The organism is Oleiphilus sp. HI0086 (assembly GCF_001635225.1).
The window spans coordinates 1-793 of record NZ_LWFZ01001178.1 but is presented as its reverse complement, the minus strand read 5'-3'; the positions used below and the strand labels follow the sequence as shown (position 1 = coordinate 793).

1 protein-coding gene is annotated in these 793 nt (G+C 42.1%); it reads right to left on the bottom strand.

Translation table 11 applies throughout. The features are described 5' to 3' along the window. Positions 1-793 (bottom strand): insulinase family protein (locus A3756_RS20530; protein WP_197481430.1); only part of this gene is annotated, 793 nt, incomplete at both ends.

The window sequence follows — 793 nt, the reverse complement described above, 5'->3', positions numbered from 1 at the left end:
CGCTTGTCCATTATCGATTGCGCTTCAACTTTTACAGGTAGGAAATCTTCTGCGAAGAAATCTTGCGATATGTCGGTAAACTCGACGTTGCTGTTTGGAATGTTACTGAACTTGGCTAGTGTCCACTTTTTAAGTGTTGAAAGAGGCTCTTTCCCCAAAATTACCAAAGTCATTTGATTCGCAGAGTAATTCTTTTGATAAAACTCTAATAAAGTGTCGCGTAACTTTTCTTCGCCTTTGTCACTCAGGGTTTCAAGGTTTCCAACAGAAAAGCGGCTATAGGGGTGATCGTCGGCTAATACTGCTTTTATTACAGAATAAAAGCGTCGTCCATCATCCTTGACTTTGGATGTGTATTCGGAATGAACAGCGTTAACTTCACGCTCGACATACTCGGCGTTAAAAAGCGGGTGAGTGAACTGCTCAGAAAAGCGTTCAAGCGCCGCTTCTAGGAATTCGGGTCGGATATCAAAGAAATAGTTTGTATTTTCAGGTGAAGTATATGCATTGTGTGAGCCGCCATGTTGAGTGATATATTTCTGATAAGCATCAGGCTCAGGGAATTTTTCAGTGCCAAGGAAGAGCATATGTTCAAGAAAGTGGGCCAAGCCCGGATATTCAAGAGGGTCACTTGCGCTGCCAATATTAACGTCTAGAGACGCAGAAGATTTATCGGTATTTGGGTCGGAAACCAGCAAGACTCGAAGTTTGTTTTCTAGTACTAAGTAATCGTAGTGCCGGCTATCATTAGGGCTTTTTTCTATAGAAAGGGAGGCGTTAACATTACTAGATA